The 23,153-nt window shown below is 35.4% G+C and carries 23 protein-coding genes and 1 pseudogene; 6 read left to right on the forward strand and 18 right to left on the reverse strand.

Annotated features, from left to right (window positions below):
- Positions 1-53 precede the first annotated feature (53 nt).
- Positions 54-1,286: a MerR family transcriptional regulator gene (locus tag SB773_RS19790; protein ID WP_131245366.1), complete on the forward strand. Its 1,233-nt coding sequence runs from the start codon at positions 54-56 to the stop codon at positions 1,284-1,286.
- A 69-nt stretch (positions 1,287-1,355) separates the two neighbouring features.
- Here SB773_RS19790 and bshB2 read toward each other — a convergent pair whose 3' ends face one another.
- Complete coding sequence (gene bshB2 / locus SB773_RS19795; RefSeq protein WP_000439465.1) at positions 1,356-2,018, reverse strand: bacillithiol biosynthesis deacetylase BshB2; 663 nt, start codon at positions 2,016-2,018, stop codon at positions 1,356-1,358.
- A 15-nt stretch (positions 2,019-2,033) separates the two neighbouring features.
- A complete protein-coding gene (locus tag SB773_RS19800; protein ID WP_000407039.1) occupies positions 2,034-2,384 on the reverse strand; it encodes a YojF family protein in 351 nt (116 codons plus the stop codon).
- Positions 2,385-2,635: 251 nt separating this feature from the next.
- Here SB773_RS19800 and SB773_RS19805 point away from each other — a divergent pair, with 251 nt between their 5' ends.
- Entirely contained in the window at positions 2,636-3,961 is a 1,326-nt protein-coding gene (locus SB773_RS19805) for an ArsB/NhaD family transporter (RefSeq protein ID WP_410591613.1), read from the forward strand.
- 71 nt (positions 3,962-4,032) lie between these two features.
- Here the strand turns inward: SB773_RS19805 and SB773_RS19810 are convergent, their stop codons facing one another.
- The 6 genes from SB773_RS19810 to SB773_RS19835 form a co-directional block, all read right to left on the reverse strand.
- A complete protein-coding gene (locus SB773_RS19810; RefSeq protein ID WP_070144276.1) occupies positions 4,033-4,260 on the reverse strand; it encodes a coiled-coil domain-containing protein in 228 nt (75 codons plus the stop codon).
- A 127-nt stretch (positions 4,261-4,387) separates the two neighbouring features.
- On the reverse strand, positions 4,388-4,747 hold the full coding sequence (locus SB773_RS19815; RefSeq protein WP_002199772.1) for a nuclear transport factor 2 family protein: 360 nt from the start codon (positions 4,745-4,747) through the stop codon (positions 4,388-4,390).
- A 79-nt stretch (positions 4,748-4,826) separates the two neighbouring features.
- On the reverse strand, positions 4,827-5,378 hold the full coding sequence (locus SB773_RS19820; protein WP_410591616.1) for a GNAT family N-acetyltransferase: 552 nt from the start codon (positions 5,376-5,378) through the stop codon (positions 4,827-4,829).
- A gap of 225 nt (positions 5,379-5,603) precedes the next feature.
- Positions 5,604-6,512: an iron-hydroxamate ABC transporter substrate-binding protein gene (locus tag SB773_RS19825; protein ID WP_410591618.1), complete on the reverse strand. Its 909-nt coding sequence runs from the start codon at positions 6,510-6,512 to the stop codon at positions 5,604-5,606.
- A gap of 21 nt (positions 6,513-6,533) precedes the next feature.
- The gene (locus tag SB773_RS19830; RefSeq protein WP_410591620.1) at positions 6,534-7,550 is read right to left on the reverse strand and encodes a FecCD family ABC transporter permease; all 1,017 of its coding nucleotides are present in this window, start codon (positions 7,548-7,550) and stop codon (positions 6,534-6,536) included.
- Positions 7,551-8,585 carry a FecCD family ABC transporter permease gene (locus SB773_RS19835; RefSeq protein ID WP_410591622.1) on the reverse strand — a complete coding sequence of 345 codons (1,035 nt, stop codon included), beginning with the start codon at positions 8,583-8,585 and terminating at the stop codon, positions 7,551-7,553.
- Positions 8,586-8,861: 276 nt separating this feature from the next.
- Here SB773_RS19835 and SB773_RS19840 point away from each other — a divergent pair, with 276 nt between their 5' ends.
- Positions 8,862-9,626, forward strand: a complete 765-nt coding sequence (locus tag SB773_RS19840) for a DUF817 domain-containing protein (RefSeq protein WP_410591624.1) — start codon at positions 8,862-8,864, stop codon at positions 9,624-9,626.
- Between the two features lie 134 nt (positions 9,627-9,760).
- Here the strand turns inward: SB773_RS19840 and SB773_RS19845 are convergent, their stop codons facing one another.
- Both SB773_RS19845 and SB773_RS19850 read right to left on the reverse strand, forming a co-directional pair.
- Positions 9,761-10,798, reverse strand: a complete 1,038-nt coding sequence (locus SB773_RS19845; RefSeq protein WP_410591626.1) for a DUF4003 domain-containing protein — start codon at positions 10,796-10,798, stop codon at positions 9,761-9,763.
- 283 nt (positions 10,799-11,081) lie between these two features.
- The gene (locus tag SB773_RS19850; RefSeq protein ID WP_410591628.1) at positions 11,082-11,537 is read right to left on the reverse strand and encodes a DinB family protein; all 456 of its coding nucleotides are present in this window, start codon (positions 11,535-11,537) and stop codon (positions 11,082-11,084) included.
- A 195-nt stretch (positions 11,538-11,732) separates the two neighbouring features.
- Between SB773_RS19850 and SB773_RS19855 the strand changes: the two genes are divergently transcribed.
- Positions 11,733-12,224, forward strand: a complete 492-nt coding sequence (locus tag SB773_RS19855) for a DinB family protein (protein ID WP_410591630.1) — start codon at positions 11,733-11,735, stop codon at positions 12,222-12,224.
- Positions 12,225-12,338: 114 nt separating this feature from the next.
- Here SB773_RS19855 and SB773_RS19860 read toward each other — a convergent pair whose 3' ends face one another.
- From SB773_RS19860 to SB773_RS19870, 3 genes are all read right to left on the reverse strand, one after another.
- Positions 12,339-12,815 (reverse strand): DUF2690 domain-containing protein, encoded by a 477-nt coding sequence (locus tag SB773_RS19860; protein WP_410591632.1) that lies wholly within the window; start codon positions 12,813-12,815, stop codon positions 12,339-12,341.
- A 17-nt stretch (positions 12,816-12,832) separates the two neighbouring features.
- Positions 12,833-13,345 carry a DUF2690 domain-containing protein gene (locus SB773_RS19865; RefSeq protein ID WP_131245360.1) on the reverse strand — a complete coding sequence of 171 codons (513 nt, stop codon included), beginning with the start codon at positions 13,343-13,345 and terminating at the stop codon, positions 12,833-12,835.
- A gap of 301 nt (positions 13,346-13,646) precedes the next feature.
- Positions 13,647-14,540, reverse strand: a complete 894-nt coding sequence (locus SB773_RS19870; protein ID WP_410591635.1) for a LysR family transcriptional regulator — start codon at positions 14,538-14,540, stop codon at positions 13,647-13,649.
- A gap of 123 nt (positions 14,541-14,663) precedes the next feature.
- Between SB773_RS19870 and SB773_RS19875 the strand changes: the two genes are divergently transcribed.
- Positions 14,664-15,629 (forward strand): quinone oxidoreductase family protein, encoded by a 966-nt coding sequence (locus SB773_RS19875; protein WP_410591637.1) that lies wholly within the window; start codon positions 14,664-14,666, stop codon positions 15,627-15,629.
- A gap of 66 nt (positions 15,630-15,695) precedes the next feature.
- On the opposite strand, the gene SB773_RS19880 is transcribed toward SB773_RS19875, so the two are convergent.
- The 4 genes and pseudogenes from SB773_RS19880 to SB773_RS19895 all read right to left on the reverse strand — a co-directional run bounded on the left by SB773_RS19880 (position 15,696) and on the right by SB773_RS19895 (position 20,221).
- Entirely contained in the window at positions 15,696-16,406 is a 711-nt protein-coding gene (locus SB773_RS19880) for a histidine phosphatase family protein (protein WP_201052665.1), read from the reverse strand.
- A gap of 160 nt (positions 16,407-16,566) precedes the next feature.
- Positions 16,567-17,091 carry a GNAT family N-acetyltransferase gene (locus SB773_RS19885; protein ID WP_410591640.1) on the reverse strand — a complete coding sequence of 175 codons (525 nt, stop codon included), beginning with the start codon at positions 17,089-17,091 and terminating at the stop codon, positions 16,567-16,569.
- 6 nt (positions 17,092-17,097) lie between these two features.
- A complete protein-coding gene (locus tag SB773_RS19890) occupies positions 17,098-18,999 on the reverse strand; it encodes an endonuclease MutS2 (RefSeq protein WP_410591642.1) in 1,902 nt (633 codons plus the stop codon).
- 505 nt (positions 19,000-19,504) lie between these two features.
- Positions 19,505-20,221: pseudogene (locus SB773_RS19895) on the reverse strand (hypothetical protein).
- A gap of 449 nt (positions 20,222-20,670) precedes the next feature.
- On the opposite strand from SB773_RS19895, the gene SB773_RS19900 reads away from it, so the two are divergent.
- Positions 20,671-21,375 carry an exosporium leader peptide-containing protein gene (locus SB773_RS19900; RefSeq protein ID WP_410591644.1) on the forward strand — a complete coding sequence of 235 codons (705 nt, stop codon included), beginning with the start codon at positions 20,671-20,673 and terminating at the stop codon, positions 21,373-21,375.
- A gap of 92 nt (positions 21,376-21,467) precedes the next feature.
- Here the strand turns inward: SB773_RS19900 and amyS are convergent, their stop codons facing one another.
- Positions 21,468-23,009, reverse strand: coding sequence for an alpha-amylase (gene amyS / locus SB773_RS19905; RefSeq protein ID WP_410591646.1), 1,542 nt, complete (start codon positions 23,007-23,009; stop codon positions 21,468-21,470).
- Between the last annotated feature and the right edge of the window lie 144 nt (positions 23,010-23,153).

A 23,153-nucleotide genomic window follows, 5' to 3' on the forward strand; every position in this document is an offset into this window, starting at 1 on the left:
CATTTTGCGAAAAAAGTGGAGTAACTCCACTTTTTTCATTGGGGGGTACATCTATGAAAATTGGTACATTTGCGAAGCTTTTTCATGTTACGACTGATACAGTTCGTTATTACATTGAACTAGGATTATTAATACCAGACAAAAAAAACACTCAGTATCAAATGAACCAATTGTGTTTCGACGACATGGCTTTTATTACTGAGTTGAAAAAATTTCATTTTTCATTGATAGAAATCCAACGAATTTTATCATATCGACGTGTCACAAACTTCTCGGACCATGAGGATATCGACTACTACAACAACTCGCTCATTGATAAAAAGGACGAGCTAACCAAGAAAAAAGAAGACATATCAAAAGCTATCCAATTGATTGAAAAAGCGGTTCAAACTAGCTCGCCTTCATCCAAAGAAGAAAGTATTACAGGAATCCCGCTTGACTTTGTAAATTTTCTCTATTGTCCAAAATGCCGCATTCCACTTGAAATGAAAGATGTAACGATTAAAAAAGTCTACATTCACACGGGGAGTTTAACTTGTAGCTGTGGATACGAAGCAGCTATCGAGGAGGGTATTATCATTACCGCGAACTTGTACGAGACGTCTCCTTATCCATCTTATTTTTACGATAAAGAAACGATTAAAGAGATCAATCCGAAAATGATTAACTTATTTGAAAAAAGTAATTTTCGATTTCAAAAAGTTCTACAAAATATAGATTTGAAAAACAAATTAATTGTGGAAACAAACGTTGATGCTTTTGTATCACTACCCAAATATATCGATGTTCTTGAACCAAGCGCAAACTATGTATTCAGTGGCTATTCGCTTGCAATGCTCAAGAAGGTGAGAAATAGAATTGAGCGTATGAATCCGAAGCCACGCGTCCTTTATATTTTGAATTCCGATTTAAATCTACCATTGAAACCGCTTAGCATCGATGTTTTTGTGGATAGTTTTACAATAACTGATTTTTCACTGCTCAACCCAGAGTTCCCAAGTCATGTTCTAAAAAACTATTTACATAACAGTTCAACAATTGTCGGTGGATACTCGTATTATGATAACTCGGCCAAATCCTTGAAAAATATTTCAGCCTTATATCCAAATTCCCATGAGCATATTTTACATCCAAAATACTTAGAAGAAAATTTATCAGATAACGGATTTCAAATCATGCAAAATGAAAATATCGGTTACTGTACAGATCCAGGACCTTATTTCGATTATCATGTAAGAGACGAAAAATTCCACATGCTCATGTATTTGGCTAATACGAAACAATAGCACAAAAAGCGCCATCACAAGTGACGGCGCTTTTTCTATGTAAGAGCTACTAGAAGGTACCCTTCTAGCCTACTCCCATTTATAAGTCCAAAACTGTTCAAGTTGCAGCCATTTTAATGTTGCTGCGTCTTTGTTTTTTATTTTTGCATGCGTTTCTTCTAGCATCGCTTCCGTTTGTGAACGATGCGCGCCTAGTGCAGCTAATTTATGTTCAAATACTTCACTAATATTATTTACAACATCCGGTTCACCGAGTACTGCTTCGCGATTTCTCGTAATCGCAACCGCATGAATGGCTGGACGTTCTTCTTTAGGCATACGTGATACAGCGCGAACTACAGCGCGGCCAAATGCATCATGATCCGGATGTACGCCGTGTTCTGGATAAAATGTAATAATTCGAGATGGATTTACTTCTTGAATTATCGCTTCGATTTTATCGGCAACAAAATCAACATCTTCAAATTCTAACGTTTTATCATGGAAACCGAGCATTCTTAAATCTTGAATCCCCATCGCTTCACATGCATCTTTTAATTCTTTTTCACGTATATTTGGAATCGTTTCACGGTTAGCGAATACGTTTTTCCCCATGTTACGTCCCATTTGTCCAAGAGTACCACATGCGTACGTTACAGGTACTCCTTGATCTGTTAATAAGCGAATTGTTCCTCCCGCAGCAAATGCTTCATCATCTGGATGCGGAAATACAACAAGTACATGTCTCTCCATAAGTTTCCCTCCTTCTTACTTAAATGGCGTTAAGCTTAGCTCAAGCGCTACCGCTAAGCGGCCTTGGTTATCATGCCCTGCTAGTAATAAACGCTCTTTATCGTCTACTTCCCAGTGCGTAATGCCTTCTGCATATACCCAGCCATGATCCATTTTCAAACCAACTCGGTATGGGTTTGTTCCAGTTATTTTCCCACGCTCAAAGCGAATAATTGCATTTCGAATGAATGCTCCAACTGTCATCATCTTTTCATTAAAGTGTGACGCATACGCTCCGTTCGTTGTTTCTAAATGAATATATACATCTTTATTTACAAAACGTTCAATTTCATTTTGAATAAGAGAACTATCTTTTACTATTTCCATCGGAATTCACCTCTTTAAACCATTTTACGCAAAAATAATGTAAATTGCTATCTCTATATTAGAGGACAACGCTCACTTTTCCTAATAATTTGCACTGTGTTTTTTATATTTTTTATATGATATGTAAAAATCACATTTTTTCCTTCACTTTGTTAAATAGTTTTCTTTCTTTTTTGAATTTGCTACAATATAAATTACGCAGAGGGATGCATTTTTACAATTGAATACATACTTTAAAGAAGGTGACATGTTTGGAACATTCAGCACATGAAGTAGCAAATTGGCAATATTATTTTGCAATTGCCGTGTTTTTAGTCACGTACGGTTTTATTATTTCTGAGAAATTGAATCGTGCTGTAATCGCACTATTCGGTGCTGCTATTATGATTATTTTTGGAATTGTAGATTTACATACTGCTTTCACATCACATATTCAATGGGAAACGATCACCCTTTTAATTGGGATGATGATTCTCGTACATATTACAAGTCAATCAGGCGTATTTGAATTTGTAGCCATTAAAGCAGCAAAAGCAGCTGGCGGAAAACCAATCCGCATTTTATTATTACTATCCCTATTAACCGCTGTCGGTTCTGCATTTTTGGACAACGTAACAACCGTATTATTAATCGTACCTGTTACACTATCTATTACACGTATTTTAAAAGTAAACCCTGTTCCTTATTTAATTTCAGAAGTACTATTTTCAAATATAGGCGGAACAGCAACATTAATCGGTGACCCGCCGAACATTATGATTGGATCAGCTAATAAGCATTTAGACTTTAATGCCTTCTTACTAAACTTAGCTCCCATCGTAATTATTATTTCTATCGTTACACTTGGCATTATTTACTTCATGTATCGTAACAAACTAAAAACAACACCTGAGCAAATTAAAATATTAATGGCATTAAATGAAAAAGATTATATTAAAGATCAAAGCCTCCTTTTAAAATCCATTTCGATTTTAGGACTAACTATTTTAGGCTTTGTACTTCATTCTATTATTCATGTAGACGCTGCCGTAATTGCGATGACAGGTGCTACACTTCTTATGTTAATCGGCGTGAAAGAACATGATATTGAAGATATATTTGCCCACGTTGAATGGGTAACCATTTTCTTCTTCGCCGGACTATTCGTTCTCGTTGGCGGGTTAATTGATATCGGACTTATTTCTTCACTCGCAAAAGAAGTACTCGACGTAACAAATGGCGATATCGGTTTCGCTGCTATACTTATCTTATGGGTATCTGGCATCGCATCTGCGACAATTGACAATATCCCATTTGTCGCAACGATGATCCCGCTTATTCAAGATTTAGCTACAGGACTCGGACTATCTGTCGATTCCCCGCAAATCGAAGTACTATGGTGGGCGTTATCTCTTGGAGCTTGCTTAGGAGGAAACGGAACATTAATTGGAGCATCAGCAAACGTAGTCGTTGCTGGTATTGCAAAACGCGAAGGACATGGATTCTCTTATATGGACTTCTTAAAAATCGGTTTCCCCTTAACTATCATTGCGCTATTGTTATCACATGCTTACATTTATTTACGTTATTTAATGTAGAAATTGTATTGCATGAAATTATATCGTCAAATACAAAAGGTTTGCAGCATAGTGCTGCAAACCTTTTTTCGTCACCAAAATATTCCTATAATTGCTAATCCACCTAAAATCATACCACCAATTTGCCCTATGATTGCTGGTGATAATTGAACACCTTTTCTCACTTCAACAACCGGTCTTTCATGCCTTAGTTGCTGCACTTCACTTTGAAGTTGGTGTACACTTCCGTGCAATTCTTTAATTAGTTCTTTTAATTCAGCGACCTCTTCGTTTACTGGTTTTTCTTTTTCTAAATTCATCTCGCATAAATCCTTATAAGTTCAATCAGTACACTGTAAATTTTAGCCAATTATCATTATTTCTCCTGCATACCATATATTCAACAATTCTATTCTTTATAGTGTCTTTTTCATACAAAAAGCTTCACTAAAATTTAGCAGGTGTACCTTGATGAAAATACATTTGCCATCTTCCTTCTCTAAATTTCCATATCGAACTACGTAACGAGTGTTGATTATTTATTTCATTGAATATTCGATAAGTAGTTAATGCTACATCTTTGGATAATGGATGTACTTCAAAATCACTCAAAGTCATTTTTACCACACCAATTCCATTTTTATCGATATCCTCATTTTTATATAAAACTTTACCCGAACTCCCAAACTCAAAAAAATCAGCGGCAAGTATCTTTTTAAGCTCCTTTTGAGATGTGCGAACCCCTGGTTTAAGTAATCGTTCCTCTAGCTGATATAAACACTCTCTTAATGAAGATAAACCTTCCATTAGTACACTCCTCCGCTTATTATCGCCCGAATATTACAACTTTTCATCCTACACTACACAATTATTCTGTATATTTTTGCTAGTTCTGCAGCTCTATCCATTCATCCCGCAATATTCCCATAATTATACGATCAAAGCTCTTACCATCTCGCTGAACTGCTTCTCTCATACACCCTTCCATCTGAAAACCCATCTTTTTATACAACGCAATGGCAGCTTTATTATAAGAAATAACATCAAGGCCAACCCGGTGCAAATTCATTTCATAGAAAGCATATTTTAAAATAATATATATTGCTTCTCTCCCGTACCCTTTTCCTCTATCATTTACATCTCCTATACCAATTGCTAATAAACCTGTTCTGTTATTCCACTCTATGCCGTGAATTGCAACAAAACCAATTAAGCGATCATCTTGAACTGTCCTTAACATGAAAGAAACACTATTAGATCTCCGTCCCTTTAATAGCCCATCACTCGCTATTTCATGTAACGATTGCGGGAATGCTAAGTCTGTATCTACATTTCTTAAATACTCACTATCCTCTTGCCACATAGCCATTACCTCAGCATCTGCTTCTCTAATAGCTGATAATTTAATAGTTTTATTTTGAAAAAGATTAATTGTCATCTGAAACTCCCCCTTTTTTTAATAGCAGGGACAATAATTCTAGCCTATTTATCCCCTTGTTCCATATACTCTTGTATTAACGGGATACTTACAATAAGCGCTGACATCGGCACATCTCCTCTACATTAAATTAACTTCATTGTATAATTTTTCATTTATTCTAACAATAATAACAATAAAAAGACCCTCCAAATTTAGAGGGCCTTTCCTAACAATAAAACTGTATTATTTCGTAAACATTTTCTCCGCTTCATCCATTGCCATTTTGTTGCCTAAAGCAGAATAGTCAAGCCATGGTTGGTCATTAATAGTATATACGTGCTTACCTTTAACAGCTTTTAAGTCTTCCCAAATTGGTGTTTCTTGAAGTTGTTTAAATGCAGCTTTTGCCTTATCATCTCTGTTTACAACAACGAAAATCGCATCTGCATCAAAGTCAGGTAATACTTCTTGTGAAATGACTTCGAAAGGACGGTTTCCATCAATTTTCTCTACACCATTTGCAGGTTGTAATCCTAAGTCATGGAATAAAATTGGTCCCATCGGTCTTTTCGTACTAAAGACACGCAATTCTTTTGCAGTAACGCGAATTGCCATTACTTTTTCGTTATTACCTAACTCTTTATCTATTAAACTTTTCACTCGTTTTGTCTGCTCTTCATAATCTTGAATATACTTTTCAGCTTCTTTCTCACGGTTTACAAGTTTACCTACTTCTTTTAAATGATCTCTCCACGTACCTTCATCTAAATTGAAAGAATGTGTTTTTGCAATTTTTTCGTATTTCGCTAAATCTTTACCAGCATATTTTTCATCAACATAAATTTCAGATGGCTTTAATTGAAGTAACGCTTCCATATTCGGATCTGTTACAACGCCAAGTTTCTTCGTATCTTTCAACTGTTCTTTCACATGAGGTAAGAAATCTTTTAAATCTCCACCAATTACAGAACCTACCGGTGTAATTCCTAATGCAAGTAAGTTATTCGTTAAATGAATAGACATAGAAGCAATTTTTGGATCATTACTTTTTTCAGTTTTTTTAGTTGCCTCTTCACTAGATTTCGTTTGACCACATGCCGATAATACTAAAATAAACATAATGCTAAATAAAATAGTAAGTTTCTTTTTCATATGTTCTCCTCTTTGAAGTATTTATTTTGTTTTTGTAAGTAAATAAAGAAAATATGGCGCACCTAAAGCCGCTACTACTACGCCAGCTGGAATAGAGTTTGGCTCAAATAAAGATCGCCCTATCGTATCCGCCAGTACTAAAATAATCATTCCAATTATGCCAGCTAACGGAAGGAAATGTTGATATGTACTACCTACTAACTTTCTTGCGATATGCGGAGAAACTAAGCCGATAAAGCCAATTCCCCCTGCCATTGATACACTTGCACAAGACAATCCTACCGCTGTAGCTAAAAGCAGTAACCGTTCTTTTTGAACAGATACACCAAGTCCTGCTGCTACACTATCACCTAGTGACAGTGCATTTAACGTTTTAGATTTCAGCCATGCGTACGGAGTTAGTATCAAAATCCAAGGTAATAATGCTAGGACATGAATCCAATCTCTTCCCCACACGTTACCAACTAACCACCTAGAAGCGAATGTATACGTCTCATCATTTAACTTGAGCGAGAAAAATAACGAAAGTGCACTAAAACCAGCCGAAACTGCAATACCAACAAGAATAAGTCTAATGGGAAGTAAACCTTTCGACCGATCACTCGCAAGCAAAACAATAAGAAATGCAGCTAACACTCCTCCGCCAAATGTAAATAACGGTATTAAAATCGATGCACTCTCGTTAATAGAATGAAAGAAAGTAACAAATACAATAAGCCCGAAAGATGCACCCGAGTGTAATCCGAGAATACCAGGATCTGCGAGAGCATTCCGAGATAATCCTTGCAAAATCGCACCGGAAACTCCAAGGCCAATACCCGCTAACATTGTAATTATAATTCTTGGCATACGATAATCGTATAGCACGGTTGCACTCTCAAAATCACCATAGCCAAAAAGCGTTTGAATTACTTTGAGCGGTGCGATGCTCAGCGTTCCCGTATTTAAGCTAATCAAAATTACAGCGATACTTATACATCCGAAAATTGTAGTTACAGTAATAGCTTTCTTTTTATCCGTGCTAAAAAGATTCTTCACTTATAGCTCACTCCCAACTTTACGTGCTATATAGAGGAAGAACGGAACTCCAACAAGAGCTACCATAATTCCTATCGCAAGTTCTTTAGGAGGATTTACTGTTCTTGCTCCTAAATCAGCCAAAACTAGTAACATAGCACCTAATAATGCTGACATAGGAATAATAAGCCGATAATTAACACCTACTAATTTTCTAGCGATGTGCGGAATGACAAGTCCTACAAATCCAATGGAACCAACAGCTGAAACAGAAACACCTGCAAGAATGACTACTATAATCATCCCAAGTATTCTCGTTCGGTTCGTTTTCACACCTAAATTCGTAGCAACATCATCCCCCATTGATATGAGGGAAATAGATCGCCCTAGCACTGTCGCAAAAACAATCGTTATGAGAATAATAGGCACTAAAAATTTCAAGTGGTCCCACTTTACCCCTGCAACACCACCAGCATACCAAAACGCTAAATCTTGGCTTAAATCATAATAAATCGCGATACCTGAACTTAACGAATGTAAAAGCGCGGCCATAACTGCTCCTGCAATCGTTAATCTCATCGGTGTTAAACCGCCTGATGTTGCTGATCCGATAATAAAAATGAGTACTGTACTTAAAACCGCTCCAATAAAAGAGACAATCATTAAGTAGGAATACGGCATATGCGGGAAAAAAGCAAAACTAAGTGCTACTACAAACATTGCACCCGCATTTATTCCAAGCACACCTGCATCAGCTAAAGGATTTCGGGTTACCCCTTGCATCACAGCCCCAGCGACTGCAAAAGCAGCGCCTACAACTGCCGCACCAATCACCCTCGGGAGTCTTAGCCCATAAATAATTTGATGCTGCGTTAACTTCGGATTGTAATCAAAAACCGCTGCCCACACCGTTTGCAAATGAATATCCTTTGCACCGAATGCAATAGCTAAAAATATAGATCCAATTAAACATAAAATTGTTAAGCTCATGAAAGAAATGAACTTAATATGTATCCAGCGATTATTGCCAGCATGTACAGTAAACTTATGTAACATGTTTCATTTCATCCTTTATATTCAGTTGTTTTTTATAATTATTTTTTATTTATAATCATTATTGATAATAATTATCATTTTCATTTAGATATTATATCCCCACTTTTTTTAAATAGCAAACTATTTTTTTACTTTGTTAGACTATCAAAATACTTATTACAATTCCCTTCTAAAACTTCCAAATACATGCAAAATGACGTACTGTTTTATTTTCAAATTTGTAGTATACTAAGTTATTATTTTGATTTTTCAAACAATAATCCTGAAGGTGAAAACATGTTTTATGTAAAACAACTACTCTATTTTACTTATGAACAAGCATTATCCTGTTTGTTCCCTGTCGTTATTTTTTTAACACTTGCTCTTTCAAAAATCATTTCGATTCCAGGGCTGTACCGATATGATTTCATACTCATCGTATGTCTTCTTATGCAGTGGATTGTGTACAAAACAGGTCTTGAAACAAAAGATGAACTAAAAGTAATTACTGTCTTCCACCTCATCGGCCTTTTACTAGAAATATATAAAGTACATTTCGGTTCATGGAGTTATCCTGAAGAGGCGTATTCAAAAGTTTTCGGAGTTCCGCTTTACAGCGGTTTTATGTATGCGAGTGTCGCAAGTTACATATGCCAAGCGTGGAGAAGATTGCATTTACAAATGCATCATTGGCCGAAAGCTATTTTTGCAATACCTCTAGGAGCAATGATTTACTTTAATTTTTTTACACATCATTTTCTATATGACTTTAGATGGGTATTAACTTTAATTTTATTCATTGTTTTCTTTCGCACATTTGTGGAATTTTCATTACGAGGCGTTACATATAAAATGCCGCTCGTACTCTCATTTTTCCTTATCGGATTCTTTATTTGGATTGCAGAAAACATCGCTACCTTCTTCGGAGCATGGCAATATCCAAATCAACGAGAATCGTGGAACCTCGTTCATCTTAGCAAAGTTAGCTCATGGTTTTTACTCGTCGTTATTAGCATTATGATTGTTACGCAGCTCAAACATTTGAAGCAGTTGAATAGATAATGCTGATTATGTAAAAATAGTTAGCCCATCACTCATTAGAGAGTGATGGGCCTTTTTAATAATATTTTTTAAACCGTCCTCATCAAAGGAGTTATAGATTCATCATAATTTAAAAAAGCATAAGCAGTTACACATTATGAACTACTACTAGCAGAAGATGTTGCTGCAGATGAAGCGGCAATCGTTGCCATCATTGCTGCCTGTTGTGCCTGTATGAGGACTTCTATCATTGTTTGTAAACCTGTGTTAGTCGCTTTACTTTCCTCACTTTTCTGACTTACGAACAGTTGAATAGCAATAAGAATATTTGTATCTGTATGCCAACGGAACAATTTCTCCCCCTGCAATTTTTCAATGAATGCTCGAATAGAATGAAACTCTTCCTCTCCACCCTCGAGTAACGCTAGTAGCCCGATAGCTGGATAATGCATCTGTTTCACTTTTACCTTTTCTTGCTTTAATAACTTCCATATGTTTGTGCATTTTGCAACTAATATTTCTTCACGGACATCCTTCTTTAGTGAAAGAATATGACTTAGAAATTGAAGATCATTCCCTTTACGCAAACCAGCTGCCGCTAGTTTCTGATAAAGACGTTCCACTCGGTCCATAAGTATTTCTACATTCTCTGATTGCCCTGCTAGTAAAACCGCAAGCGGATAATCATTTGTACCTGTAAGAAAAAGATGATCCTCTTTCATTCGTTTATATACTTGCATCGAACGCTGAATGTGCGTGCCATGCTGTTCATTTTCTTCAGTTAAAAGCACAGCTGCTGCGAGATAAGTAAATATACTCCGGCTAAAACCACCAGCGACCAATTGTTCATATAAATCTAAAAACTTTCGAAAAGCTTGCTTGTAATCTATAAAGTGAATATCTAATGTTGCGGCCACCACAAAGCGATGATAAGACTTTAAGTATGAAAACATCCCTACCTGATTCTTAATATAACTACTAATTTCTAAAAAACGTCCGAGATCAAACAATTTATCACTACCTGCATACATAGCAGCAATCATCATTCCTGTACGAGAATCACTCGTTTTCCATTTTAGTTCTCCCTTTAACTGTGCATATGTATGTGTGTATTGCTCCAACTTCTGTTCTAATGTAATCATAGTTTTCACTCCTATTTCTAGTTCTTCTCTTTTATTATACGTATATTCCATATTTAGGAATACTATATTTAATACAGTTTTTGCAATCTTATACTTTCTTCGGTATTTTCTATTAAATAAAACAAAAAATAATCACATCATAAACATCAAGATAATAAGCGCTCATAATCCCTAATCCTTCAAGAAGTTCAACAACAAAAAGGATAGATAATAAATTATCTACCCTTTTTGTTTATATATTATTGTGAAAAATAAAGTTGTAACTACTTACCCCTCAATTTTGACAAAACATCTGCGCTTTCTTATTTTATATACAAGTGAACTTTACCCAAAACTAAAGAGCCTTAATAATACGTTCCATCGCCTTCATTTGCCCAATATGATCTGCTTCATGATAAAGCATCATACCGTAAAGCTCCCCTACTGTTTCTAATCCTAAAAATGGCTCTGGAAGTTTGTTTTCAAATGCTTCTGCTGGCATTTCGTTAATACGTTTTGCTTGGTCTTTTAATTGAGCCGTTAACACTTCTAATGATGGTCCTTCTGTTTCCCATTTAGATGGTCTTGATCCATATCCAAACATACCTGGATATTCAGTTGGTAATTGTTTAAATTCTCTTCCAAACATGAAAGTTTCTGCTGCTGATAACACGTGACCAATATGCCAGCGGATTGTATTGTTAAAGCCCTTTGGCTGCGTATCCGCAGTTTTATCATCTAACGTTTCCATAAATTTAAGCAATGCCCCGCGCGTTATTTCAAATTGTTTCAAACCAACTATTCTATTCATTTTATTGCTCCCCTTTTTTATGTACAATTTATTATGAACTAAGAATGTTCAACTTATTAAAGTTTCACCTTGTTTAATCTATCAGAAACAATTAAGAAATACATCTAATATGCTTAATAAAAAGGTTCACTTCTCGTATATATAGAATTACTTACTACGCAAATGGTTTAGTAAACAAAAGAGGAGTGTAATGACATGATGGATGTTTTAAAACAACAATATAATCTTATTAGCTCTACAAGAGAAAATCTATTTACGTTTTTGGAAGAAATTCCACTAGAAAAATTACATAGCACCGTTCCGAATTTCGGAAGCGGCAGCATTATGAAGACGCATATTCATGTAGCCGATTGCTACCGATACTGGCTTGGGTCATTCGCATTCAAGCAAAAACGAGCAGATTTTTCATTCGCTAGTGATTATGAAATTGAGCATGCAGATGTCGAGAAAGTTCGTACTAGGTTTAAGTTAGTCGATGAGGTTGTAATACGTTTTTTAGATGAATACAATGACCGTTGGCTTGAAAATATAGCAAATGAAGTGAAATGGCAAAAAGAAGCTTGGAGCACAACTCCGCTATGGCTATTAACTCATACGGAGACACATGAGTTCCATCATAAAGGGCAAATCGTATCAATGGCTCGCCACCTTGGATATACTCCTCCTGATACAGACCTTATTAGTTGATTCAAAGGCCCCGCGATTACCGAAAAGATTAGAATGAATACAGATCGAGCATGTTTTGAAAACCAATCAAAACATGCTCTTGAAATATGCTATCTTAAAATTTTTATAATATCATCAATACCAAATAGTCTCAGCATAATTATATGCATCGCTATTTGGAATGGCATGTTTCCCCTGCGCTTGCGCCTTTCTTGGATCTAAATCATATACCATTGGCGTATAGCATGATGTTTGCCCTTTATTCACAACACCATTTCCTCCAGCACTCCCACAAGTATATGCCTTTCCATCTGTTTTTCTTACGATTCTTGCATCAGCTTCGTTATTATATACTGCCGGGCGGGTTACAGTAACTTTTGCCCACGCTGTCTTACACGTCGTGCTAAATTTTAATTCCACATAAGAATTTGAATCAATCCACTTCTTTTCTTTCGTTACTGCTGATTGATCACAACTATTGTAATACGGACTTTTCCCATCATACGAATGGTCTTCTGCATATGCTTTATCACTATTGGTCGTACTAAACATACTAGTTACAATGAGCAACGCCAGACAAAGACATGCGCTTACCTTTTTAAAAAGTTTCATAGAATTTCACTCCTTTATTAATAACGTCCAGTTTTCCCGTAACCATTATTAATCGTCACCGCTTCAGCATCAGCTGTATAACCAAAATCAGCAGTTAAATCAAATACCATTCCTGTATACGTGCTCGTTTGACCTGTTTTTATTGCTCCATTACCACTATTAGAGTCTACTGATTTTTGAAATACACCGTTTTTATATTTATTAATAACAGCGTAAGCATATATCCCTCCAGAAACGGAAGGTGCTGGTTGATCTAAAACAAGCTTAGACCATGCTGCGTGACATTTATTACTGTAACGTAAATACACTGTCCCTACTTTTTTACTACCCTCGTACACCGCTGTAGACTTTGCATTAAATCCATCTGCATCACACGTTGTACTTCCCCCGTATACTTTTGTTGTTGCTGGATTTTTCCCGTCATAATAACTACTTAAATCAGTAGCTGCAAATGTATTTCCTTGGAAACTAAATAATACACCTATACTTGCCGCACTTAACACGCATACTTTCATTAACTTTTTAAACATTTTAAATTCCCCCCTCAAAATAAGTACGTATACTAAAGACAACCTATACTGCTATGTAAGCCCTCCTTTCATGCTTCCTAGAGGCATCTTACAGAAACGAATAAACGTTGTAAATTCCCTTATGGTTATTGGAATATACGAAGAAATTTACTTATCCGTCTAAGAAAAAAAGTTGAGAAATACACATTTTATAGCATCCTTTATTTAAAACATAAAAGAACCGATACTTGTTACATGCAAGCATCGGTTCTTTATACAAAAGTGCCATTTTTTCTTTTATATAAAATAAATATTTCTCCACTTAATCCGTTGTAAAAGACTCCCTCGTTACATCAATAAATTGCTGCAGCGGCGCTGTCATCCATTTATCTTTATGCCAAGCAATTTGCGTATAGATCGGAGTGATTGTATTCTTTGAGACTAATTCCTTTATCGTTCCCTCTCGTATATCTTTTTCTACTACTATTGCTGGCAAAACGGCTATACCTAAATCTGCAATAACGCATTGTTTAATTGCCTCGACACTAACAAACTCAATCCTATTTGTTGGATATACATCTTCTGTACGAAATAGCTCTTCAAATAAAGTCCGATACGAGCAACCCAGCTCCGTTAATAAAAGTGTTTCACTCTCTAAATCTTTTGTAGAAACGGAAGGTTGTTCAAGTAAACGATGCGTAGGAGCAGCTACTACTTTTAATTCTTCTTTCATAAGTGGCTCCACATGTAAAACATCCTCTGTTTTACATTCGTCCAAAATAAATACAAGATCTACTTTCCCCTCCATCAATTGTTCCTTCGCATCTTTATTGGAATGTGCAGGTTTAAATATAAGCTTTATTTGGGGAAATTGTGCTTTAAATTTCTTTAATATAGATGGAAGCCTATATGTACATTGACTTTCTTGTGCACCGATTATTAACGTACCCGCTATTTCCTCATCATCTTTCACAGCCATCTTCGCCTCGTTACTAAGCGCAATCATCTTATCAGCATATAGTTGAAACTTCCTTCCTGCTTCAGTTAAGAAAAGACGTTTTCCTAATCTCTCAAATAACGGTGTACCGAGCTCAGCCTCTAACGTTTTAATTTGCGCTGTCACACTCGATTGTGCAAAGTTTAATTTCTTCGCAGTTTGTGTAAAGTTCAAAGTCTCTGCCGCTACTTTAAATGTAATTAATTGTTTTATCTCCATTTATCATCCCTCTTTTCAATCGATATTTCCGATTGATTCCATCGAAATAATTCTCTTTGTCTATTGATATTTGTATTGTATGATAAAGAGCATCTACAAACAATATAAATGGAGGTATTCCATATGAAAGCACTTTATTTCGAACAGTTTGGAAGTCCAGATGTACTACAATATAAAGAAATACCTGATCCAATCATAGATTCAAATGAAATTCTTGTTCGCATGCAAGCAATCGGTTTAAATTTCGCTGATATTTATAGACGCCGCGGTGATTATCATCTCGCTGGTAACCCGCCTTATATATTAGGTTATGAAGGCGCTGGTATTGTTGAAAAAGTAGGAGCAGACGTTACTACTATCAATCCTGGAGACCGCATTGCATTTGCTGACGTTCCATTCGCAAATGCAGAATTAGTTGCCGTTCCATCTGAAAAAGCAATTACGCTTCCAGATTCTATTTCTTTTGAAACAGCCGCTTCTGTCTTATTACAAGGATTAACAGCACATTATTTAACGAAAGATAGCTATCAAATAAAACAAGGCGATATAGCTTTAGTACACGCTGCAGCTGGTGGCGTTGGTCAACTTCTCGTTCAAATGATTAAACTACTGGGCGGAACAGTAATCGGTCTTACATCATCAAAAGAAAAAGCACAAGTAGCTACGTTAGCTGGTGCTGATCACGTATTTTTATATACTGAAGCATGGCATACAAAAGTAGTTGAAATAACAAACGGTGATGGAGTAAATGTTGTATATGAATCAGTAGGTTCTACACTAGAGGAAAGTTTTAGCGCAACTAAAACTGGTGGTACTGTCGTATTTTACGGAATGGCCGGTGGTAATCCTGCGCCCGTTGATCCGCGTATGCTTATGGATACTTCGAAAACTTTAACTGGCGGAGACCTTTGGAACGTGCTTACTACTTTTGAAGAACGTAAGCAGCGCTCTACTCAATTATTTGATTGGATTACGACTGGAAAATTAAACATCGCGAGTCCTACTACATTCTCTTTACAAGATGGTGCTCTTGCACATGAATTATTAGAGAACCGTAAAAGTACTGGGAAGATTTTATTAACCCCATAATTTACAAAATAAGAAAGGGAAGCTAGATTTTCTAGCTTCCCTTTCTTATTTCTATTTGAGATATAATTATATTTCCACACTTTCTTTCCCTTTTGCAACATAACTCATATCCCCAACTGATTCGACTGTGTACTTCCCATCTTGATATGCAATTTTCGTCACACTAGCATTTTCCACTCCCAGTTTTGTTTTACTACTGTCTAACATTTCTATTAAGGCAGTAATCAAAAGCCCATGAACGACAACTAAAACGTTGCCACCTCCATTTTTAGCAGCTTCTTCACTAATTTTATCAATCTCTGTTTTTATACGAGTAGAAAATAATTCCCAATCTTCCGCCTGTTTCGTAGGATCTGCTGCTCTAATAAGATTAATCACTTCTTGAATAGAAAACTTCATGAGTTCTTCTGGTGATGCAACGCCCGCAGCTTTTCCAACCACATCCCACATATTTTCAAGTTTTTCACCTTCAAAAATACCAAAATTTAATTCTCGTAAATTTTTCCTTTGCTCAAGTTTTAAGGTGGATTGCTCACTATATTTTAATACTAAATTAGCAGTTTCAATCGCTCGGCCGCTATCACTACTATACGCATTCGCAAAATGAACATCTTTTAGTCCTGTTCCTAAATTAGAGGCAACTTCCACACCTTTTTCTACTAACGGAGAATCTGCCCAACCTTGCGCGCGCTGGTTCGTATTTAATATTGTTTTTCCATGTCTTGTAACATATAACGTAACTACATTCTCATTGCTATCTGTTTCTCGCTTCTTCATTCTATTCTCTCCCTTTACATTTCTATATCAATTTTACCATCTCAATTATTCATTGAGCAAAATATACGTAAGTAGATCTGCTTAATAAAAAAAGCTATCTTTCTGTATATCCCTACAAAAAGATAGCATCTTTTATGATTACATTTCTTAACCGATACTCCTACTTAACAAAAGCACTCGAATATTGTACAACTCCTTCTACACCTTCAAGAGCATTCTCTCTAAGTTCCATCGCCATAAACACTTCATCAGGTACTTCAAATGGTGCTTTTATATTCCACTCACTTGCTTTCTTAAAATCAAATTTCGGATAGTATTCTGGATGCCCTAATACTACAACTGAACCATATCCAAGTTCTTTCGCCTTTTCTAAAGCAGCTTTGATAAGTTTTCCGCCAATCCCTTTCTTCTGATGGCTCGGAGCAACTGAAACTGGTGCGAGCGCTAATGATTCTATAGAAGTTCCATCCTGTTCTATCGTAATTTTTGATAACATAATATGCCCGACTATTTTCTCATCTACTGCAACGATTGATAATTCAGGAATAAACGCGTCACATTCTCTAATACGTTTTACAAGTTCATGTTCCTTTTTATCACTAAATTCTTCATTTAAAAATGATTGTTGTACAACTTCTTCAGTTTTACTACAATCATTTTGTTGTTCTTGTCTAATCGTTACCATTCTATATTATCCTCTATTCTTTCTTATTTCTTTTTCAATTTTACGAAGCGCTTTTTTCGATCCGCGCTCAATATCGTGCTGCATTTTTCTTTCTTTATAATCAACAAATAGTGTATTTAAATCATATCCTTCTGGGTATAATTCTTTCGCCGCTACCTCTAAAGTAATACGTTTTACATTCACTTCAACGAATTCACCGTTATAATATACAACGACATTATAGAAATTATCTTTTTCCTTATAGATGATACCAAAATCATCATGATCCAATAAATTCACACGGTCGCCGATTTTATATTCATAGTCATTTTCTCTTTTTTCTTGCACGAATTTTGGTTTTCTAATTTTACTTTCATTCACTTTTTCTAGAGCGTATTCTTTATTTGCCATATACTCTTTCGCTCTTTGCAGTACATGGTCTCTCACATTCATTTTATTCGCAATCCAAAGTGCATTACTTTCACCAGATTTACCAATCACTAATTTATAAAGAGGCTCCAATGTCTCACTATTAAATTGCATTGCTGCATTCATAAAATCATCGTGCATTTCTGAGAATCGTTTTATTTCACCGTAATGCGTACTGGCAATTGTAATACATCCCGTTAGATAAAATTCTTCTAAAATAGAAATCGCAAGCGCCGCACCTTCATTCGGTTCTGTACCACTTCCTATTTCGTCAAATAGTAGTAACGTATTATTATTTGACATCCTCATAATCTCGGATAGATTTTTCATATGCGATGAGAATGTACTTAGTGCATTTTCAATACTTTGATTATCACCAATATCTACAAATACGTTGTCAAAAATAGCAATTTCCGTTTCTTTATCTCCAGCGATGTGCAGGCCTGACATTGTCGCTAATGTTAACAATCCGATTGTTTTTAACACAATCGTTTTTCCGCCCGCATTCGGTCCTGTAATAATTAAACTACGGTATTCTTGACCGATTTCAAAGTTTAATGGCACTACTTTTCCACTTAAAAGCGGATGCTTACAATTTACTAAATGAATGTAGCCATGATCGTTTAATTTCGGCTCTATTCCATCGATTGATTTACTAAACTTTGCTTTTGCAAATACCATGTCATATTGACTAATCAATTCCATATTAATTTTTATATCATAAATGTTTTCTAACACCATTCCTGATAATGTCGCTAAAATTTGATACTCTTCCATCGCTTCTTCTGCTTTCAAACTTGCTAGTTCTACATTTAGCTTTGTAACCGTATGTGGTTCTATAAATACAGTAGCACCTTTTGCAGATGCTTCAACAATACTTCCCGCAACTTGATTTTTATAGGTAGATTTGATTGGAATCGTATAGCGATCATCCTTTTTACTAATAAAGAATTCCTGAATATATTTCTTATTTGCACTACTATTTAAAAACTTCGTTAAACGTTCTTTTATTTTTCCATCTACAGAATCAATGTTATTTCGAATTCGTTTTAACTCTTTACTAGCAGCTGCATCAATGTTATTTCCTTTAATCGAAAAGTTAATTTCTTCTTCAATACTTTTAAATTCAGTCATTGAATTTGCATACGAAGATAATACTGGCGCAAAAAATTCTTTATCTAACATAAATTTTTTAATCTTTCTACATCCACGTAAAAAGTCTGAAACACTCACTAACTCTTCTGGATCTAAAATCATCCCTTTTTCTAATTTTTGAATTGTACTCGCGATATTAGAAATTCCGAAAAAAGGCACATGCCCTTCCGCATCTAATATAGCTCGTGCTTCTGTCGTTTCATTTAAACGATTTCTCACTACTTTTATACTCGTACTAGGCTCTAATTTATTTATTAATTCTTTTCCTAATCCACTTACACAATATGATTTCACTATTTCCTTTAATTCGTTATATTGTAACTTTTCAAAAGTCATCTTATTCATTTTGTTTCTCCTCACTATGATTGGTTTTCATCATTAATGAAGATACCTACTCATTAGATTCCAATGAGTTCTACATTATTCAATTACCATTTTTATACATCATAAATATATACAAAAAAGCTGCGGGGATACCGCAGCTTTTACATTTACAAGGCATGTGTAATAACATATGAGAAAATAAGCCATAAAAACAGATGGCAATCCCCTTATTACACGCTTTATAAAGTATTGTAGGTATCTTCATAGGTTTCGAAATAAATCCATGACAAAATTAGGGGTATGATGTACATAAAAATCCCCTGGTCTTATCCGATTTATTTCATTAAATTTTTCCTATTTAGTACCTACCGCACTCACAAAAAGCACCTCTCATTAATTTATATTTTATGTTCATTGAAATCTAATTTATTGAAATCATCATACTATATGTTTTGTAATAAGTAAAGGTGTCAGACTATTGCCTTTCACACCTGAGGAAGGACAATTTTTTCGGATAATGCTTTTTTCACTTTGTAGACTGTAAAACTTTCATATAATCAACCTTTTTCTCAAGGGTCTTTTTCGCATCTTCAGCCGTTACTATATAATCTACAGCAATATTTTGTAATACATCTTTATTAGTATTTGGCAGCTGAATCGTTATATCTTCTACACTACTTTTACTATTTTCAATCGTTTTATTAAATTCCTGAATACTTCTTGCAACCTCCGCTAATGTTTCCATATGTACAGGATTATTTACATCTAATACAGTATTACTTTTAAAAACTACCGTATAATACTGGCGTAAATTTTTCTTCGTTATTTTTTTCTCAGCATTCTTATCGGAAACATTATCCCCAGTCTGCATTTGATCAAAAGTAAGTATAGTGTTATTCTCTTTTTCTCCATAATATGTATTAAATTTCTTTTGTAAATCATATGTTTTCTTTTTCATTTTATAATTGTCATTATTTACTTCTGGAGAGATTTGTCCATCAAAATAAAGTTAAAATTGCAAATGCGGTTCATCGACTTGCTGCACAGAAGCTATCCGCCCCTTTGGACCAAGGAAATCCTTTCCGTTATCCAGTGTTTCAACTCCGTTTAATTTAACAGACATACCATATTCCGCTTTTGTATAATTTTGTGCTTTTTGTTCAATTTCTTCATCCGATATATCACATGATGTTAATAGTAATAAACTAAAAACTATGCTATATTTCATTTTTGTTTTTTTCATATTGCCTCTCCTTTTGCTACTACTTCCTATACAGAAATACCCTTAAAAATCTAAAATTACGATTTATATAAAGAACTTCCTCTAATAACCGCTACATCAAATTGTCTTCGCTGACTTGAATAATAAAAACTCATCATCTTGCTTTAGAAAGAACTAATAACCACAAGTGAAAAAAAAACCATTTGTTATCACTTTACACTTATAGTGTATTTTTACACTATAATCATTTTATCGTAAAGCAAATATAACATCTATTAAAATCACGTTAAAAACATACTAATATTTAGTTCTATAGCAATCACAGTACGGTTTTTATCGTATCCAATTTTAAAGTAGCAACTTTAATTTCGTTGTAGAATAATTAAATAAGCGCCTCCGCTATTGCGAATGTCATTTACTTATCCTAATACATTTAATAATTATGACAAGCAATCATAGGAGGTTACTATATGAGCGAAGAATATATTATTTTACATGGACCTGCTCTTGAACCAAATTTAATTGGCCCCACACTACCAACCATTCCATCATTTACATTCCCAACCGGACCTACTGGAATCACAGGACCTACCGGTGCGACAGGTTTTACTGGAATTGGAATAACTGGTCCCACTGGGATTACAGGACCTACTGGAATTGGAATAACTGGTCCTACTGGTGTTACAGGAATTACTGGAATCGGAATAACTGGTCCTACCGGCGCTACAGGAATCGGAATAACCGGTCCCACTGGAGTGACCGGTTTAGGAATTCTCCCGGTATTTGGAACAATAACTTCTGAAGTAGGTATCGGTTTTTCAGCAGTAGTTAATACAAATGTTAATTTGACAATTCCAGGACCTGTTAGTGGAACTACTCTAACCCCAGTAGACAACTCCATTACAATTGATACCACTGGTGTGTACTCTGTATCTTTTTCAATTGTATTTGTGATACAAGCTATTTCGTCTAGTATATTAAACCTTACAATAAATGATTCCATTCAATTCGCCATTGAAACACGAGTTGGTGGTGGTTCTGGGGTAAGAACTACATCCGCTAGAACTGATCTATTACCTTTAAACCAAGGAGATGTCCTTCGAGTACGAATAAGAGAAGCCACGGGTGACATTATTTATTCCAATGCATCTCTTGTTGTTTCAAAAGTCGACTAGTTCATTTATTAAAATAAAGATTTAGGAATGATAACAATGTAAAAAGAAGAGGAAACTTATATTTCAGTCTACCTCTTCTTTTCATCACCAATTTACCGCTGAACATATATGGAAACTGAGCCTCCACTTACATAGAACTGCCCCCATCCGTCCTTATTAATTGTTACAGTATTTGTTTGATTACCCGTAATATCGTACCATACTTCCCCAGCGTTATTCTTTCCAACATCCATCCACTTTGATCCTCCTGGTCCGTCCGAGAGTAATGTCGCTAAACCAGAATTAGCATGTACACCATCGCCTTCTCTTGTCCAGCCAATCACATCTGGATGGTCTAAATAATCACGCTGCGTACCATATGCAAAGTTTTTTCGTGCCGTCAAAATTGGATCAATTTTATCTTTTAACGCTGGAATTTCATAACTACTATTTCCGCTTGTCCCATAGTAATCACCATAGAAAACTGAAGGATAGCCCTCTGCACGAGTTAAAATAAATGCATATGCCAGCGGCTTAAACCACGGACTTACTACAGATTCCAATGACTGCCCAGGCTGAGAATCATGATTCTCAACGAGAGTAACTGCGAGTGCAGGGTGATTTTTCATTACTGTTCCATTTAAAATATTTCTCATATCATAATTCCCATTTCCTGTTGAAGCATAATGAAAATTGTAATGAAGCGGTGCATCAAACACAGATTGATTATAATTGACTTTCGCTAAATAATTGTTTAAAGCTTGAACATCATTTTGCCAATATTCAGCTACTGTAAACATTTCTTTCCCCGTTTGCTGTCTGACATGATTTACCCAATCGCGTAAATATTCATGATCAATATGTTTAACAGCATCTAAACGAAAACCATCTAAATTTAATTCATTCGCATACCACGTCCCCCAATTTTTCATCTCATTCGCAACATCAGGATGATCAAAATCAAGATCTGCATACATCAAATAATCATAATTCCCATTCTCGCTAGACACTTCCGAGTCCCACGCTTTACCTATACCCCTAAATTTATAAATTCGATTTAATTTCCTTCCTTCATCCCAATCCGTTCCGTCAAAATGATACCATTTCCATTTGAAATTAGAATAAGAATCTCCGCGCCCTGGAAAGTTAAACCCCGTCCATGCATTAATTTCATAATCACCTGACACTTCAATATTTCGATTGTTTCGGTCTACCTCTACAGCTGTTACGGTTTCGGTATAATCAGCCCCACCTTTATGATTCATAACTACATCACCGTATACGTCGATGTTTTGCTTATGTAAAGCGTCAATTGCAGATTTCAACTGTGCTTTTGTCCCATATTTCGTCCGCACCGTTCCTTTTTGATTGAACTCCCCTAAATCATATAAATCATAGGCCCCATACCCTACATCATTTTGCGAAGTCCCTTTATATGCAGGTGGTATCCATACAGATGTGATTCCTTTATGAGCTAAACTTTCAGCATCGGAACGCAAACGATTCCAATGATCCCCATCATTCGGAGCGTACCACTCAAAATACTGCATTAATGTTCCATTGTTCACTGTTGCTGCTTCTGCCTTATTTCCCTCATATATATTAGGAAAAAGCAAAATAAACAATAAACAGACTACCGTAATCCTTTTCAACATATTTACACCATCCCCTTCAAGAAAACGTTTGCATAATTCGTTAAAGTTATTATAATATTCGTTCTACAGTTAGTAAAGTAACAATCTTTTAATCTCTCACATTATTTTTCAAAATATGAATTCAACTATTCCACAAATACCCCA

This window comes from Bacillus sp. SIMBA_074 (assembly GCF_046534555.1).
GTDB lineage: Bacteria > Bacillota > Bacilli > Bacillales > Bacillaceae_G > Bacillus_A > Bacillus_A mycoides.

Bases quoted from the DNA above. Each gene is read 5' to 3' on its own strand.
- SB773_RS19790 (WP_131245366.1), top strand. From the start codon at position 54: ATGAAAATTGGTACATTTGCGAAGCTTTTTCATGTTACGACTGATACA.
- bshB2 (WP_000439465.1), bottom strand. From the start codon at position 2,018: ATGGAGAGACATGTACTTGTTGTATTTCCGCATCCAGATGATGAAGCA.
- SB773_RS19800 (WP_000407039.1), bottom strand. From the start codon at position 2,384: ATGGAAATAGTAAAAGATAGTTCTCTTATTCAAAATGAAATTGAACGT.
- SB773_RS19810 (WP_070144276.1), bottom strand. From the start codon at position 4,260: ATGAATTTAGAAAAAGAAAAACCAGTAAACGAAGAGGTCGCTGAATTA.
- SB773_RS19815 (WP_002199772.1), bottom strand. From the start codon at position 4,747: ATGGAAGGTTTATCTTCATTAAGAGAGTGTTTATATCAGCTAGAGGAA.
- SB773_RS19820 (WP_410591616.1), bottom strand. From the start codon at position 5,378: ATGACAATTAATCTTTTTCAAAATAAAACTATTAAATTATCAGCTATT.
- SB773_RS19825 (WP_410591618.1), bottom strand. From the start codon at position 6,512: ATGAAAAAGAAACTTACTATTTTATTTAGCATTATGTTTATTTTAGTA.
- SB773_RS19835 (WP_410591622.1), bottom strand. From the start codon at position 8,585: ATGTTACATAAGTTTACTGTACATGCTGGCAATAATCGCTGGATACAT.
- SB773_RS19840 (WP_410591624.1), top strand. From the start codon at position 8,862: ATGTTTTATGTAAAACAACTACTCTATTTTACTTATGAACAAGCATTA.
- SB773_RS19845 (WP_410591626.1), bottom strand. From the start codon at position 10,798: ATGGAATATACGTATAATAAAAGAGAAGAACTAGAAATAGGAGTGAAA.
- SB773_RS19850 (WP_410591628.1), bottom strand. From the start codon at position 11,537: ATGAATAGAATAGTTGGTTTGAAACAATTTGAAATAACGCGCGGGGCA.
- SB773_RS19855 (WP_410591630.1), top strand. From the start codon at position 11,733: ATGATGGATGTTTTAAAACAACAATATAATCTTATTAGCTCTACAAGA.
- SB773_RS19860 (WP_410591632.1), bottom strand. From the start codon at position 12,815: ATGAAACTTTTTAAAAAGGTAAGCGCATGTCTTTGTCTGGCGTTGCTC.
- SB773_RS19865 (WP_131245360.1), bottom strand. From the start codon at position 13,345: ATGTTTAAAAAGTTAATGAAAGTATGCGTGTTAAGTGCGGCAAGTATA.
- SB773_RS19870 (WP_410591635.1), bottom strand. From the start codon at position 14,540: ATGGAGATAAAACAATTAATTACATTTAAAGTAGCGGCAGAGACTTTG.
- SB773_RS19875 (WP_410591637.1), top strand. From the start codon at position 14,664: ATGAAAGCACTTTATTTCGAACAGTTTGGAAGTCCAGATGTACTACAA.
- SB773_RS19880 (WP_201052665.1), bottom strand. From the start codon at position 16,406: ATGAAGAAGCGAGAAACAGATAGCAATGAGAATGTAGTTACGTTATAT.
- SB773_RS19885 (WP_410591640.1), bottom strand. From the start codon at position 17,091: ATGGTAACGATTAGACAAGAACAACAAAATGATTGTAGTAAAACTGAA.
- SB773_RS19890 (WP_410591642.1), bottom strand. From the start codon at position 18,999: ATGAATAAGATGACTTTTGAAAAGTTACAATATAACGAATTAAAGGAA.
- SB773_RS19900 (WP_410591644.1), top strand. From the start codon at position 20,671: ATGAGCGAAGAATATATTATTTTACATGGACCTGCTCTTGAACCAAAT.
- amyS (WP_410591646.1), bottom strand. From the start codon at position 23,009: ATGTTGAAAAGGATTACGGTAGTCTGTTTATTGTTTATTTTGCTTTTT.